The organism is Vibrio sp. 10N.286.45.E10 (assembly GCF_002874195.2).
GTDB classification, from domain to species: domain Bacteria; phylum Pseudomonadota; class Gammaproteobacteria; order Enterobacterales; family Vibrionaceae; genus Vibrio; species Vibrio crassostreae.
In genome coordinates this window covers 1702860-1716570 of record NZ_MCWD02000001.1, presented here as the reverse complement: position 1 = coordinate 1716570, position 13711 = coordinate 1702860, and the positions used below count along the sequence as shown (strand labels likewise).

The 13711-nt window shown below is 44.7% G+C and carries 10 protein-coding genes; 5 read left to right on the top strand and 5 right to left on the bottom strand.

What is annotated here, in order from left to right:
• Positions 1 to 114: 114 nt before the first annotated feature.
• A complete protein-coding gene (locus tag BCU34_RS07595; RefSeq protein ID WP_102480645.1) occupies positions 115 to 786 on the bottom strand; it encodes a type 1 glutamine amidotransferase domain-containing protein in 672 nt (223 codons plus the stop codon).
• Positions 787 to 999: 213 nt separating this feature from the next.
• Between BCU34_RS07595 and BCU34_RS07590 the strand changes: the two genes are divergently transcribed.
• A complete protein-coding gene (locus tag BCU34_RS07590; RefSeq protein ID WP_102433135.1) occupies positions 1000 to 1884 on the top strand; it encodes a LysR family transcriptional regulator in 885 nt (294 codons plus the stop codon).
• Positions 1885 to 2193: 309 nt separating this feature from the next.
• On the top strand, positions 2194 to 3486 hold the full coding sequence (locus BCU34_RS07585; RefSeq protein ID WP_048669273.1) for a sensor domain-containing diguanylate cyclase: 1293 nt from the start codon (positions 2194 to 2196) through the stop codon (positions 3484 to 3486).
• A gap of 110 nt (positions 3487 to 3596) precedes the next feature.
• On the opposite strand, the gene BCU34_RS07580 is transcribed toward BCU34_RS07585, so the two are convergent.
• Positions 3597 to 4421: a DUF2797 domain-containing protein gene (locus BCU34_RS07580; protein WP_017063586.1), complete on the bottom strand. Its 825-nt coding sequence runs from the start codon at positions 4419 to 4421 to the stop codon at positions 3597 to 3599.
• Between the two features lie 302 nt (positions 4422 to 4723).
• On the opposite strand from BCU34_RS07580, the gene BCU34_RS07575 reads away from it, so the two are divergent.
• Both BCU34_RS07575 and BCU34_RS07570 read left to right on the top strand, forming a co-directional pair.
• Positions 4724 to 6019 carry a GGDEF domain-containing protein gene (locus tag BCU34_RS07575; RefSeq protein WP_102480644.1) on the top strand — a complete coding sequence of 432 codons (1296 nt, stop codon included), beginning with the start codon at positions 4724 to 4726 and terminating at the stop codon, positions 6017 to 6019.
• A 123-nt stretch (positions 6020 to 6142) separates the two neighbouring features.
• Positions 6143 to 6493, top strand: coding sequence for a GlpM family protein (locus BCU34_RS07570; protein ID WP_048663603.1), 351 nt, complete (start codon positions 6143 to 6145; stop codon positions 6491 to 6493).
• Between the two features lie 222 nt (positions 6494 to 6715).
• Here BCU34_RS07570 and BCU34_RS07565 read toward each other — a convergent pair whose 3' ends face one another.
• The 3 genes from BCU34_RS07565 to BCU34_RS07555 form a co-directional block, all read right to left on the bottom strand.
• Entirely contained in the window at positions 6716 to 8086 is a 1371-nt protein-coding gene (locus BCU34_RS07565; RefSeq protein ID WP_048607137.1) for an SLC13 family permease, read from the bottom strand.
• Between the two features lie 197 nt (positions 8087 to 8283).
• Complete coding sequence (locus BCU34_RS07560; protein WP_055319824.1) at positions 8284 to 9084, bottom strand: vancomycin high temperature exclusion protein; 801 nt, start codon at positions 9082 to 9084, stop codon at positions 8284 to 8286.
• A 172-nt stretch (positions 9085 to 9256) separates the two neighbouring features.
• Positions 9257 to 10945, bottom strand: coding sequence for an NAD-dependent malic enzyme (locus BCU34_RS07555; RefSeq protein WP_019821850.1), 1689 nt, complete (start codon positions 10943 to 10945; stop codon positions 9257 to 9259).
• Positions 10946 to 11129: 184 nt separating this feature from the next.
• Between BCU34_RS07555 and BCU34_RS07550 the strand changes: the two genes are divergently transcribed.
• Positions 11130 to 13508, top strand: coding sequence for a helicase-related protein (locus BCU34_RS07550; protein WP_102480643.1), 2379 nt, complete (start codon positions 11130 to 11132; stop codon positions 13506 to 13508).
• Positions 13509 to 13711: the final 203 nt, after the last annotated feature.

Here is a 13711-nt window from a genome sequence, read left to right as displayed (position 1 = left end):
AGAAAAGAGCATACTTCTCTCATGAACATTGAGTAGGGAGTATGCTCTTTTTCGTTTCACAGCGCTCATTACTTATTTACGTAACGCCAGTGATTCGATTAAGACCGCTTTTAATCAAGACAGTTGCTCAACAATAGCTACACCCACTGCGTGTGCGCTGGTTGGGTTCTGACCTGTAATGACTCGCTCATCAACAATCACAAGCTCTTGCCAAGGTTGAACCTTGTTGAAACGTGCTGCGCTACGAGCAAGCGACTCTTCCAGTAGGAATGGAATGTCGTTGATGGTGCCAAAGTCGATCTCTTCTTCACGTGTAAAGCCCGTCACCGATTTAGAACTTAGTAGCTTCTCGCCGTTGCTCAGTACGATAGGAAGTAGGGCTGCAGGGCCGTGACATACTGCCGCGACAATACCGCCATCTTCATAATGCTTTGCTGCGATGCTAGCGAACTGTTCATTTGTTGCTAAATCTGAAAGCAAACCGAATCCACCTGGGTAGAAGATAACATCGTAACTTTCAGTATTGATTTGGCTTACTGGAATCGTATTGTTGATGCGGTTCTGGAAGTCATCATCCGCCAAGATATCAGCGTTAACCACATCTCCTTCAATATCCGTTCCGTAGAGTGGGGCTTTGCCACCATTGATAGAAGCGATGTCGTATTCGAATCCAGCAGCCATGATCTCTTTCAGAGCGTGGGTTAGTTCTGGAGCGTAAGTACCGTTCGCTTGGTCTGTATCGCCAAGTGTTGCGTGGTTAGTTACTGGAATTAGTATTTTTTTCATGATTCATCCCTTTGAGCTGCTGTTTTTTTATTTAGAAACGATGCCTGTAATTAGATGCTGACGCTTTTCGTTAAGCGCTAGGTATCGTGTTGTTACTTAGCTATCGCCGTCTTGTTGTATCTAATACTAGTTCCAAACCAATTAGGTGATAATATACTAAACAGGCAAAACATTGTTGCTATATAGCAAAGATAAGATACGGGTAGATTAAGTATGGACAGCTTTGAAGGTATTAATGAGTTTGTTGCGGTTGCCGAGTGTCACGGCTTTTCTGCAGCAGCAAAACAATTGGGTTGCAGTACCAGCCATGTCAGTCGCCAAGTTTCCAGGTTAGAAGAGAGAGTGGGTGTGGCGTTGCTTGCACGCTCTACACGAATGGTAAGCCTAACTGAATCGGGTCATACCTATTATCAGCAGTGCAAAGACTTGGTCATTGGGCTGCAACAAGCGAATGAACAAGTTACGTCTCAACAAACTCAGCTTAGCGGTACATTGCGTGTTAGTGCTGCGGGTGCATTTGCAGAAAATCATGTTGCGACAGCGCTGATGGAATTTGCCAAAGATCATCCTGAACTCACCATAGAAATGAACTTCAACACCAAGATGGTTAACTTCATCGAAGATGGTATCGACTTCGCGATTCGTTACGGACGATTAGACGATTCAGGGCTGGTGGCAAGAAAGCTTGTTGATCGCCCAATGGCAGCGGCAGCAAGTAAAGACTATATAGAGCAATTTGGTTCGCCTACTCATCCAGAGCAGTTGAAAATGCATAGCTGTATTATCGCTAACAGTGATCAGTGGTTATTTGAGAAAGAGGGCAAATCGTTAAATGCAGTACGAGTACATGGGCGCTGGCGCAGTAACAATTCGAGCGCAGTACTCAAAGCATGTGAAGAGGGACTTGGGATTGTTTATCTTCCTAAAAGCAGTTTCAATGGCGGTCTGACTAATGGAAAGCTGGTCCCGGTGCTTGAAGAATATTGGGGAGCAGGAACCAGCAGTTGGGTCGTATACCAAAACCGTCGTTTTTTACCCCAAAGAGCACGACTGGCGATCGACTTCTTAGTCGCATACTTTTCGGATTGGAATGAATAAGCGACAAGGTTTCAAGCTGGCAGCCAACAAGACAGAAGTTAATACTGAACGGGATTTGAAAAGAGTCGTGATTAACTCTAGCTACGCACTTTAAAGCCGAAAACAGAAAAGTTAATGCTTACATAGAGATAAATTATCTTTTTTTGTTTTTTGACGCGCGTAATAGGATTGAGATGCTTGTCTACTTTTGATAACTCGTGTTAGTGATTGAATTGTAGAGAAGCCCGCAACAGTACGATATACTAGATACCATATTAATGTCCCTAACGCGTGAAAGATTCTGTGGAAGCGTTGGCAGGATGTGTTGTTATGCTCCAGTTTATGAAGTGTAGCGAGAGTGCGGAGTTGGCAATGTCTTCAATAAATTTCGAATCCACGTACGGTGTGATAACTATTCAAGATATGAATGTAGTTAGTGTTGACGCTAACTATGCTCGCATCTATGGATACCAATCGCCCGAAGAACTACTTTCTAATATCGATAGCTTTCTAGATTTAATCTCAGAAGATTACCATGTTCTAGCCTATCAAAATTACCTTGAAACGGTGAGTGGTCAACGAGACCCTCAGGTTCATACCTATACCAATGTTGATCGTAACGGCAGAGAGTTCACCGTGTTTTCTATCGACCATGTGACGGAGTGGCAGGGAAGGCCTGCACTGCAAGTCACGGTTATCGATCTTTCCCCTGCAATTCAGCTGCAAAATGCGGTGCGTGAGCAAGATAAGATGTATCACGACATGATCATGCAATCAGGGCAGGGAATCTTGGTTCACCGAGATTTTAAACCGTTGATGGTCAATCAATCGTGGGTCAAATTACAAGGTGGATCGTCCATAGAGCAAGTATTAGCGCTGGATTCGATCCTTGAGTTGGTACCCAAGCAGAACACCGATGGCATCAATAAGCACTATCATGCGCTTATGTCTGGTGAGTTGTCTGGAACGAGCACTGTGGTCGAAAACATTGGGTTTGACGGTGTGCATCGATTTTTCAATATTTACGACAATGCGATTACGTGGAAAGGTCAGCCTGCGGTTCAGGTTGTGCTCGAAGATGTGACGCAAAAGGTGATGTTGGAAAAGCAGTTGGTTCACCAAGCTAATTACGATGAAATGACGGATTTGCTCAATCGTAGGGCTATTTATGAATGGCTAAGAGAGCATATTATCTCTGAAAATTACCTTGTGTGTATGTTGTTGGATATCGATGATTTTAAGTCGATTAATGACACTTACGGTCATATGGTCGGTGATGAGGTCATTTGTGCTTTGGCTAATATTGCCAAGCGCAATGCCGATAGAGTGGGTGGAGTCGCAGGCCGTTGGGGTGGTGAAGAGTTCATTATCTTTATCCCAAATGCGTCTCTTGAACTAGCATACGAGGTGTCAGAAGAGATTCGCCAACAGTTCCATCACGTTGAGTTCAAAATTGATGAACAGGTTCGATTTAATTCGAGTGTCAGTATCGGAATCAGTGATAGTCGAGCTTGTGAAGACGGTGTCACTATTGACGCACTCGTGAATTTAACCGATCAGTCTCTCTATCGCGCGAAAGCCAATGGCAAGAATTGTGTCGACGGAGATGTGGTTGCGCTCTAGTATTTGTACGTTGCTTTATTAAAGCTGATCGTCTCATCTGAAATGAAAAATGCCCTGAAGCTAAAGCGTCAGGGCATTTTTGTATCTCACTTGTGATGGCGCTCAGCTGATTAAGCAGAAACCTCAACTTCGTAAGAACCGAATTTACGGATGTTAATCACACCAGTATCCAAGATAAGGTATTGGCCTTTAATGCCTTGAAGTACACCGGTCACCTCAGGGTTCTTATCAAAGTTGTGCGATACAATCTTCACAGGGTGCTGTTCAACGGGGTAGCTCAATGAAGTGATGTTCTCACTTAGAATTTCGATCGCATCGTCACCAAATTTTGCTCTGATCTCTTGGATTTTATCCTCAACCAGTGGTAGCAGCTCTTTTGCTTTCTCTACCAATTCCATATCGTCGCCGTCGCCTTTTAGCAGCGTGCGCCAGTTGGTTTTATCGGCGATGTGTTTTGCTAATTCAACTTCGATAAGGCCAGAAATCTGACGCGTTTTTACCTTCAAGATTGGTAGGCCTTGAGTCGCACCTTGATCAATCCAACGGGTAGGGATCTGTGTATGACGAGTGATACCTACTTTTAGGCTTGATGTATTTGATAGGTAAACGAAGTGATCAACCATGCAGTTCTCTTCACCCCATTGAGGCTCACGACATGTGCCTTCATCGTAGTGGCAAGTCTCCGGTTTCATGATGCACATATCGCAGCTGGCTAGCTTTTTCATGCACACAAAGCAGTGGCCTTGAGAGTAGCTCTTCTTGGTTTTCTTGCCACACGAGCAGCAAAAAATATTGCCCGTGTGAGTGAGGTTGATGGTTTTACCAATCAGAGGGTTTAGTTCTACAAACTCTTCGCCTACAGGCAAACGGTAGGTTACCGCACCATCAAGGGAAGCACTCATCTTCTTGAGTGTTCCTTTCGCTAATAAAGACATGACATTACTCGTTGTATTTTGATTATTATTTCGTCGACTCGAATGCTCTGTAAGCAGCCTGTTCGGTTAACGATGATTATGCGATGAGTATAACAAATGGAGCCTATTTTTATACGCAATAATACTTGATTCTCGGCGTAAATAATCAGCATGAAATGTAAGCATAAAAATATAGTATGACATTTTGTTCAGGCGTGATATAACGTTTTTTAGTGAATTATTGGTATTAAGCTCACTAATTCACGTAACTTATTTTATATCGTAAAATCCCAACTCTAGGGATATAAGCCGGAAGCTTAGACGTGAAGTGGATCCATAAGATTGTTATCTTTCTAGTTATCGCAACACTTGCCATTGTGCAGTATTACCGTGTGAGCGGAAATCGTGTGATAACGGCAATTACGCCAGATAAATATGAGTTTATCGCGACCAGCGATCAAGTTGACAGGGGTGTCAGTACCTCTCAATTATCCTATGAAAATGGCCAATATGTTCTTAACTGTGAGCTAAAGGAATCAGAGTATCCTTGGCCTTACTGCGGCTTATCGATTCGTATCGATCCAGATATAACCACAGGTCTTGACCTTTCCCAGTATCACACTTTTAGAGTGAACATCGATTACCATGCTGAGGCTGACTCAAGCGGCCGTTTGAGAACCTACCTACGTAACTATAACCCTGCTTATTCAGTTCCGGATAACGAGTACACACATAAGTACAACGGGATGGAGTTTTCTCCGGGCGTTGATGGTGGTGTGATTGAGATTCCGATCAAAAACCTGCAAGTAATGACATGGTGGTTAGCTGATAACGACATTGCGCTAGAGCACTCAGCACCCGAGTATTCGAATGTGAATATGGTTGAGTTTGCTACCGCATCTGGTGCGAAGCTTGGCCATCATAGAATCGTTATCCGTAGCATCGAGTTTGAAGGCTCTTACATCACAGGCGAGAGCTTGTTCCTTATTTTACTGTTTGTTTGGGTCGGAACCGGCACGGTGTTCTTGCTTTCTGAATTAAACAGTTCAAGAAAGCGTATGCTGATTGCCGAAAAAAGACACCATCACCTTAAGAACGTCAACCGAGCACTGAGAGAGCAAAACTTTGAATTCTCTGAAATGGCACACCGTGATGAGTTGACCGGAATACTAAACCGACACGCGATTCGTGATTGGTTAAAAATGCAGTCTCAGCAGGTTAAGCAGGGGCATGGAAAGCTAAGTATGTTGTATCTCGATATTGACTACTTCAAGATCGTGAATGACAAATACGGACACCAAATGGGTGACCATATTTTACGCGAGTTTAGCATGGTGGTCGGCAGTTCGATCAGCGCTACCGACAAGTTGGTGAGGTGGGGTGGTGAAGAGTTTATTGTTTTTTGCCCGGAGACTGATCTTGGCGAAGCACAAAGAAAGGCTGAGAAAATTCGACTCTTAGTTAGCCAGCACCTTTGGGTTCATGGCGATCCACTGACATGCAGTATTGGTATCGCTGAGATGAAACAAGAGCGGGTGACTGAGACCATAGCTCGTGCTGATGAAGCTTTATATCAAGCGAAGCATTCAGGTCGAAATCAGGTGATCTTGAGTCACTGATCTGAAAATTGTTTTGATTAGTTTATAAGCCACACGTACATATGTGACGTGTGGCGTTTTTATGGGCGCTATATGAGTTTAACCTCTAAAGCTTTTGTTGGTTTGTTTGGATAACGTATTGAAATGATTTCCCTGTTCTTTAAATGCTTGTTGGGTGCTGCGGCTGTTTTATTGATTGCGCTGTTGTCGAAAAGTAAGAGCTTTTATATCTCTGGTCTTGTACCTCTGTTTCCGACTTTTGCTTTGATTGCTCACTACATTGTCGGCACTGAACAAACCATGGTGGAATTGCGCACTACAGCCTTGTTTGGCTTGTTTTCGCTTGTGCCATACGCGGCTTATCTTGGTGCTGTGTATGTGTTTAGTTATCGATACAATTTGGTGTCGACACTCTCGTTAGCGACCTTAGTGTGGGTATTGTGTGCTTCGATGTTGCTGCTAGGTTGGACGCGTTTGGTGCCAAGTGTGGCGTGAGAACCAGGTCTTAGAGCGGTAATGATAGGTTGATGGCGAGCTGATACAAAAAAGGTGGCGAAGAGCCACCAAAAGGGAAAAGCGTTTTATTGTTTTTTTGGATGCCCGCTCAGTGATAGCTTCAAGTAACTGAAAGCTTCACACTGAGCGGGTATTTTTGTACTGGTTGAGCCGGGGGAACTGCAACCAATCTAGGGGAGCACGACCTATAAGGCGTTATCCTTACCAGAAAATCCAAGCGAACAGTGTCAGAACTAGGATACAAACTAGGTTCAACACCATACCGATTCGCATCATCTCTTTCTGCTTGATGTGACCTGAGCCAAACACGATTGCGTTAGGTGGTGTTGCTACTGGCAGCATGAAGGCACAAGATGCTGCAACCGCAATCAGTGCAGACAAGATAACCGGCGACATACCCAGCGCTTCAGCAATGGTCGCAAATACAGGGACAAGCAATGCCGCGCTCGCTGTGTTACTTGCGAATTCAGTTAGGAATACGACGAACGCTACTACCGCTAGAATCGTTAGCAGTACGCCTGCTGTTTCTAAGAAACCGCTTAGAGAGTGTGCTAGGAATACACTGGTTCCGGTTGCTTTAAGAATGTTACTTAAACAGATACCGCCACCGAATAGGATTAATACGCCCCAATCCGTTGTCTTCTCAACATCTTTCCATTCGACTGCTCTAGAAGCGCCAAGCAATACAATCGCGCCAATCGCAACTAAGCTATCAAACTTCGAGAAGCCACCGATCATTGCATTGATTGGCTTACCGAATATCCAAAGCGTTACCGTTAAAAGGAAGATAGACAGTGTAATTTTCTTGCTGTTTGTCCATTCAACGGGAGCATGGTCTAGCTCGAATTTGTGGTCAAGCTTTGGCTTAGTCATCACGTAAAGAATAATCATCGCGATTGGCAGTAAGATCATTGAGATTGGTAGGCCAAGTGCCATCCACTCTGTGAAGCTCAAGCCAACTTCTGCCGCTGCAATTGCGTTTGGTGGGCTACCAACTAAGGTTGCGATACCACCGATTGAAGCACAGTAAGCGATACCCAGCAGTACGAACACGTAGGTGTTGCGGTCTTCACTTTGGTCGACTTTGTTCATGATGCCAAGAACAAGAGGAAGCATCATTGCAGTGGTGGCCGTGTTTGAGATCCACATGGATAGACCCGCACTCACACCGAACAACATGAACACAGCGACCGACATTCTGCCTTTTGCTATCAGCAGTACTTTGTCAGCAATTGCTTTGTCTAGCTCTTGCTTGTTCAGTGCGGCTGCCAATGCAAAACCACCCATGAATAAGAAGATGATTGGGTTCGAAAAGTTAGCTAGCGCTGCGGGCGTGTTGAATACACCAAACAAGACAGCCAATAGGGGAACGAGCAAAGCGGTGATGCTGACGTGAATCGCTTCTGTTAACCATAGAATGGCAACGAACACGAGAATACTTAAACCTGTATTCACTTGTGCTTCGAATGGCAGGGTATTAAGCAAAACTGCAAATAGCGTGAAATTACCAATTAATATCATGCTGTTGCGGGTAAACAACCAGTGTTTCAGTGTAGTAACAAGTGCCGTCATAAGGCGCTCCTTTTGTTTATCCTCGTTTTATTGGTGCACTACTTCGTTGAGTCGTGCTTATTATTTTCGAGGTATATAGCTTGATGTAGGGTCAGACTTTGTTGGAAGAATGTTACTCAAGTTAATAAAGGAGTGTTGGTGTGTTTTTGCTTAACAACGGGGAAGTGTGAGGCAACAAATTCAAAATGTGTAGTTTTCTACACATCGGTCTCTGTTGGGCCTGCAATCGGGCTTGCTGTAGGGTCTACATCAGGGTTTATAGTGGGGTCAGTAATAGGATTTGGAATCGGAAATGATTCCGGTTTTGGACTGGGTTGAATCGGCTCTTTAGGTCCAAGGAACTTTGGCGTTGTCCCCATAATATACAGATCAAGGAATGCTTTTGTACGCGCAAACACTTCTCGTAAGCGTATTGAGGTTCCGGAATGGTGGGTTGGACCTGAAACCGCTAAACACTGCGCATGAATATCGTAAGAATTGGCGATGAATAGTGCTCTTTCACAGTGGAACTTCTGGGTGATGATCAGAAAGTTATCGGTATCGAATATCTTTTTGGCGCGAACAATCGAGTCTAAGGTTCTGAAACCAGCATAATCTAGATTGATACGTTCATCGGGGACGCCAGCTTTCAACAAGTCGCGTTTCATCGTCCACGGCTCATTGTAAGAGCGATGAGCGTTATCGCCACTTAACAGAAACTGGTCGACTTTTTCACGGTCGAAGAGCTCAATCGCGGCTTCGATTCGGTGCTTATAATAATCGTTGAGTGTACGACCCAAATATTTGCTCGTGCCAAGCACAACAGCGACCTCAAGCTCGGGCACTTCATCAATATCGTAGATGATGCGATCTTCCGCTTGCCATGAAACCCAATAATCGATCGCAATAACCGCAGCGCTGCCTACTAAGAACACGAGGAAAGCGCCAAACAGAAAACCTTGCAGTTTTTTGTAAGCTTTATTTAAGTAGCTACGGATAATGTGAGAATCAAATTTCACTCTCGGTATGGTCCTTTGACTGAGCATTAATTTTTGAGTGCTCGATAATACCAAATAAAAATGAGAAAAATCAGTTAAAAAGACAAGACAGTGTAAAGAAAAAAGCCCCTGCAATGGCAGAGGCTCTTAGAAGAGGAGTTAACGCTCTTTATTCAAAGTACAGCACGCTTTATTAGAATGCCGTGCGCTTGTAGCGACGGTAAACTGGCTGCCAGAAGTGCTGGTCAATCGCTTGTTGCAGTGCTTCTTCAGTGATCTCTAGAGCAACGCCCTGTTCAATCGCCTTCTTACCAACAGCAAGAGCAATCTTCTTCGATACCGTGTGGATTTCTTCTAATGGCGGAAGTAGAGCGCCTGTGCCATTGATTGCTAGTGGAGAACACGTTGCAAGTGCACGGCTTGATTCCATTAGCATTTCGTCAGTGATGCGTGAAGCATTCACAGCTAATACACCAAGGCCAATACCTGGGAAGATGTAGCTGTTGTTACACTGAGCGATTGGGTAAGTCGTGCCATTGTGAACTACTGGCTCAAATGGGCTACCTGTCGCAACAAGTGCTTGGCCATCAGTCCAACGAATAATGTCGTTTGGTGTCGCTTCAACACGGCTTGTTGGGTTAGACAGTGGGAACACGATAGGGCGTTCACAGTGCAGGTTCATCTCTTTGATGACTTCTTTACTGAATAGACCTGGAGCACCAGATACACCAACCAATACGGTTGGCTTCGCGTGGCGAACAACGTCCAGTAGAGAGAAACCAGTGCCGTCGCTTTCCCAGTCTTTAGTGTTTTCGTTGGTTTGAACAAGACGCTGTTGGAAATCAAGTAGGTTTTGCATGCCTTCCTGTAGCAGACCCCAACGGTCAACCATGTAAACTTGAGAGCGAGCTTGTGCATCGCTGATACCTTCAGACACCATTTGAGCAATGATAGCTTCAGCAATACCACAACCTGCAGAACCCGCACCTAAGAAGGTAATACGCTGATCTGACAGTTTGCTGTTTGCTGCTTTACATGCTGCAAGTAGAGAGCCAACCGTTACGGCTGCTGTGCCTTGGATGTCATCGTTGAAACAACAGATGCGATCTTTGTAACGCTCAAGCAGTGGCATTGCGTTCTTTTGTGCGAAATCCTCGAACTGAACTAATGCATCAGGCCAACGGCGTTGAACCGCTTGGATGAACTCTTCAACGAATGCATCGTAGTCAGCACCTGTGATACGAGGGTGACGCCAGCCCATGTACATTGGGTCAGCAAGACGTTGAGGGTTGTTGGTACCCACATCGAGCACGATTGGTAGCATGTAAGCTGGGCTAATGCCGCCACACGCTGTGTAAAGTGCTAGCTTACCAATTGGAATACCCATGCCACCGATGCCTTGGTCTCCCAAACCAAGAATGCGCTCACCATCCGTAACCACGATAACTTTAACGTTGTGGTTTGTCGCATTATTCAGTAGATCATCGATACGGTCACGGTTCGGGTATGAAATAAACAGACCACGACCACGACGGTAAATATTTGAGAAGTTCTCACATGCTGCGCCAACCGTTGGCGTGTAAATGATAGGCATCATTTCAGAGATGTGGTTTTGAACTAAACGATAAAAAAGCGTTTCATTAGTGTCTTGGATGTTACGAAGGTAGATATGCTTATCCATATCACTTTCGAAGTTACAATATTGTTTGTATGCACGTCCTACTTGCTCTTGGATTGTTTCGGTTGTTTCCGGTAACAAACCTTCAAGGTTGAAAGAACTACGCTCTTCAGCAGAGAATGCGCTGCCTTTGTTTAGAAGAGGGGTACTTAGTAGAGCAGGACCTGCATAAGGGATATATAGAGGGCGTTTATCGTTGTTCATTGGATGCCTAATATGGGAGAAAGGGTAACTGAAAAATGATAACGGTTTAGTTATTCAATTGTAAATAGTTTCTCCACGATCTGAGCAAACAAAATGATATTCTTACCTCTGCCCCACACTTATCGAATTTCAACACGATAATTCGTTATACTTTGCTCACACTTTTTCGCGACGCTCCCTTTTTATGTCATTACTTCCCATCGATGCTTATCAAAATGTATTTCACCAACAAATCGTTAATTCTCACCTTGTAGTAGAGGCTGGAACCGGATCAGGTAAATCTACGCGGTTGCCAATTTGGGCTTCCCAACATGGGCGAGTTCTGGTGGTTGAACCAAGACGCATCGCGTGTACTTCACTGGCTAAATATCTCGCACAACAATCGGGCGAGAAGCTTGGTAGCAAAGTGGGCTATGCGATTAAGCTCGAATCGGAATATAACGAGCAAACTGACGTTGTTTTTGTTACGCCCGGTATCGCGCTGCGCTGGTTATCAGAAGATGGACTCGCTGGCTTTGATGTAATTGTGGTGGATGAGTTTCACGAGAGGCGCTGGGATATCGACTTGCTGGTGGCGATTTTGAAACAAAAAGCGAGTCATCGTTTAGTGATCACATCAGCAACCATTGAGGGTGAACGCCTTGCTCATTATTTGGATGCGAATCGAATTAGCTGTGAAGGGCGAACTTATCAAGTCGAGATTGAACACCGAGCGAATGAATCCAGAACACTGCCTGATAGTCGACATCTAGAACAGCGCATCGCGGAAGAGGTGAATCATCAACTGATAGCGTCTTCTGGCGATATGTTGGTTTTTCTGCCGGGTAAAAAAGAGATCGTGCAATGCGAACAAGCTTTAGCGAAAAATCCAGATATCCAAGTCGTTAAATTGCATGCCTCGGTGAGTGATAAAGAGCGAGATTTAGCGTTATCGGGTCGGAATACCAATACTGAAGGTGATGGCCAGAGAAAGGTCATCTTTGCTACAAACGTTGCGGAAACCTCATTAACCATTCCTGATATTGGTGTGGTGATAGATTCAGGATTAGAAAGACGCACCGTTCAACGCAACGGCAGAACCACCTTAATGTTGAAATCCATATCACGCGCTAGTGCCAAACAACGCGCGGGTCGTGCGGGTAGGGTAATGGACGGCGTTTGTGTTCGTTTGTATGGCGAACACGCAGCGTTAGAATTGGTTACGCCTCCTGAATTGCAGCGTGAAGAGCTGACCGAACCTATGTTGGCGGCGGCATGTTGTGGTGCGACTCTTGATAGTTTATCTTTCCTCGACCCTATTCCTGAGAAGTCGCTAAATAGCGCAACTCAAATCTTGCTGACGATGGAAGCGATTAACGCCGACCATCAAATTACCGAGCACGGCAAAAAGCTGTATCCACTGCCGATTGATGCTTTGTATGCAGACATTGTAACTCGCATCAAAACCAAAGCACTCAAAGAAGCGATGGTCGATCTCACAGCGGCGTTGTCTGTGCCTGCTCGCTTGTATCAATTACCGAACAGTGCAGAACATCTGGAAGCACTGGCGCAACAGGAGAAAGAAGGGTGTGATTTAAGCCTGTTAATTCAGATTGTGCGTGGTCGCGAATATCCGCATTTAGAAATAGACCTACAGGCACTGAATGAAGCTCAAGGTCTAGCTAAGCAAATGCGTGAGGTATTTGAACTTCCTCAGCTAGAAGTCGCGTCACGTTTTCAACGCATTGAACTACTTAAGACTATTGTGGATCTTCATCCTGAACTGGTGTTTGTGCGCCGGCTGAAAAGGAAAGAGGCCTTTGCTAATGGAGTGTTAGAGGTGGTACTTGGTCGCCAGAACCGTTTCCCGGACAATGCACAAGCTATGTTGGTGCTAGACACCCACAGCTTGCCGGGAAGAGGGGTTAAGCAAACACTGACCTTAGCGACGGTCACTGCACCTATTCCTCTTGAGCTTATAGTTGATGCTGAGTTAGGAGATTGGGAGCAAGGTGAAACCGTTGTGAATGATGATGGCGTCTTTACCGAGATGGCGTTGATGTACGCAGGCCGCACGATTACAACCAAGCTTGTCGCGGCTGAAGGGCAACTATCATTAAAGCCTATCGTCGATCTCGTGGTAAGTGGTGCTCAACTTCCTGGTTTTGCAAAGGTTCGCACTCAAGAGATTAAGCATTGGCAGCTGTATGTGAAACTCGGTCTCGATGAGCAAACACAATACACACCAGAAATTGAGAACATTAACTTTGAGCTATGGTTTATAGAGCAGCTTGAAGTGTTAGGGGTTACTGATGTCAGCGAATTGGAAATGTTTGACCACTCAGACATACCGTTCGATGGCATTCCAACTTGGCTCTATTCAGAATTTTCGGAAAAATACCCGTTTGCATTGAGCCTTGCCGACTTGCAACTCGATGTAGAATACTTGCCCGCGAGAAAGCTGATTTACGTTCACTATCAATCGGGTAGTCGAAAGTTATCGCCAAAACGTTGGGAGCTACCGACATGGTCAGGTTGGCGCATTCAGTACAAAAAAGCGAGCCGAATAATTGATATCAAATAGATGGATAAGTTTTATCTCTAAAATATTAATCAAATAGGTGCATATATGATTTTTCAGTGCTTATTTTGTTACAAGTTTGATTTTTATATGCCTTTTTAACCAATCAAAAGGTCATAAAAGACTATTCTTCTATATCCTATTGCTATAAAGAAAGAGTTGATAGATATTGAGTATATTGTGTTGCCAAAGTGTCGGGGGACATC